The organism is Lysobacter enzymogenes (assembly GCF_017168095.1).
Taxonomy (GTDB): Bacteria; Pseudomonadota; Gammaproteobacteria; order Xanthomonadales; family Xanthomonadaceae; genus Lysobacter; species Lysobacter enzymogenes_D.
In genome coordinates this window covers 1-1,885 of record NZ_LXSD01000194.1, presented here as the reverse complement: position 1 = coordinate 1,885, position 1,885 = coordinate 1, and the positions used below count along the sequence as shown (strand labels likewise).

Annotated in this window: 2 protein-coding genes; one reads left to right on the top strand and one right to left on the bottom strand. The window is 70.7% G+C overall.

The window, feature by feature from the left end; translation table 11 throughout:
• The first annotated feature begins 105 nt into the window (after positions 1-105).
• Positions 106-978 (top strand): endo alpha-1,4 polygalactosaminidase, encoded by an 873-nt coding sequence (locus tag A7A76_RS05055; RefSeq protein ID WP_206410173.1) that lies wholly within the window; start codon positions 106-108, stop codon positions 976-978.
• 114 nt (positions 979-1,092) lie between these two features.
• On the opposite strand, the gene A7A76_RS05050 is transcribed toward A7A76_RS05055, so the two are convergent.
• Positions 1,093-1,885, bottom strand: a 793-nt coding sequence (locus A7A76_RS05050; RefSeq protein WP_206410172.1) for a Crp/Fnr family transcriptional regulator, incomplete at its 5' end; no start/stop codon positions are given.

The following is a 1,885-nucleotide window of genomic DNA, read 5'->3' as shown; positions in this document are numbered from 1 at the left end:
TGGCGCGCGGCGCCGGGGCCGCGCAGTGCGACGCCACGGGGAGCGCGGACGGCGCGGCGGCGCCCGCCCCTCCGCATGCTCCCAACGCTTTCTTCTGGAGACGCAATGAACAAGCTCGCTGTGATCGCCCTGGCCCTGGCCGCCGCCCTGTCGGCCGCCGCCCAGGCGCACTCCCCCGCCACCGCGCCCGCCGCCCGCGCCGCGGCCGCCCCGACCTGGAAGCCGCTGACCCCGGGCACCACCTGGAACTGGCAGCTCGACGGCCGCGCGGTCAATTCCGCCGTGCTCGACGGCTCGGCCAACCCCAGGAAAATGCTCGACATCGACCTGGACGCGACCCCGGCGACGACCGTCGCCGCGCTCAAGGCCAAGGGCATCTACGTGGTGTGCTACACCGAAGTGGGCAGCTACAACATGGATCGCGCCGACGCCGCCGAGTTCCGCAAGGTGCCCGGCCTGATCGGCAAGCGGATGGACGGCTTCGACCGCGAGTACTGGGTCGACGTGCGCAAGACCGACGCGCTGATGCCGATCATGACCGCGCGCCTGGACAAGGCCCGGGCCAAGGGCTGCGACGGCGTCGAGCCGGACCTGGACGATTCGTTCAACCAGGGCGCGGACAAGACCGGCTTCGACCTGACCATGGAAGACTCGCTGTACTACCTGCAGTTGCTGGTCGACGCGGCGCATGCGCGCGGCATGTCGATGGGCCTGAAGAACGGCCCGGAGATGGCGCCGTACGCGGCGGCGTTCGCCGACTGGGCGCTCAACGAGGAATGCAACCAGTGGGGCGAGTGCGGCAACTACCAGGAGTTCATCAAGCGCAACAAGGCCGTGTTCCAGGTCGAGTACCGTTCCAACGGCACCCGGGTCGAGGATTTCTGCCCGGCCGACAACAAGAGCAACTTCGACGGCCTGCTGAAGGACGCCAGCGAAGCGCTGCATGCGCTGCCGCGCGACGCGTGCCGCAACGGTTGATCCAGGCGTGAATGCGCCGCGGCATCGCTCGCCGCGGCCGGGCCGGCTCCCGTCGGGGGCCGGCCTTTTCGTCGGCGGGCGCGCAGCGCCGAGGTCGCGGCGACGCCGGCGCGCTCAGGAATTGCGCCACGCCGCCGGCGCCCGCGCGCGCCCTTCCGGGCGCTCGAAGTCGCGGCCCAGATAGGCCTTGCAGCGAAACTGGTCGATGTCGTTGATGCGCAGGATGTTGCGCTTGCGGCTCACCAGCCCGCTGCGGTGCCAGGTCTGCAATTGCGCGTTCAACTTCGGCCGGCTGGCGTTGACCATCGCCGCCAGGATGCTTTGGGTCGGCGGCAGCGCCACTTCGAAATCGCCGCCGCGCGCCTGCGGCTGGTTGTGCATCAGCGACAGCAGGTAGCGCGCCAGGCGCGACTCCAGGCGGTGCAGGCACATCGTCTCCAGGCTCTCCACCGCCTGGCGCAGGCGCAGGCACAGCGAGGCGTGGGCGCGCTCGATCACCACCGGGTCGTTGGTCAGGCTGGGGAAGTGCCGGCGCGGCAGCAGCAGCACCCGGGTCGGGGTGTAGGCCACTGCGGTGAAGGTGTGGGCGTGGTTGTCCAGCAGCGGGGTTTCGTCGACCGTCTCGCCGCTGTCGATGGTGTCGACGATCAGTTCCTGGCCGTCGGGCCCGTACAGCAGTTTGTAGATGCGGCCGTGGACGACGAAGGCGAGGAAGTCGCTGGGATCGTTCTTGAAGAACAGCGCGTCGCCTTCCTCGAGGTTGGCCTCGCTGCTGTGGCGGGCGATGTGCTCCAGCAGCGTCGTGGGCAGGCCGCGCAGCAGCGCGCAGCGGTCCAGGCCCCAACGGCGCCGGCGCACCGCCACGCCATCGTCGGCGGTCAGCGCCATGCGCCCGGCCGCGCCGGCG

What these genes read in the sequence shown, in the direction of transcription:
- A7A76_RS05055 (WP_206410173.1), top strand. Translation starts at nt 106, where the DNA reads ATGAACAAGCTCGCTGTGATCGCCCTGGCCCTGGCCGCCGCCCTGTCG.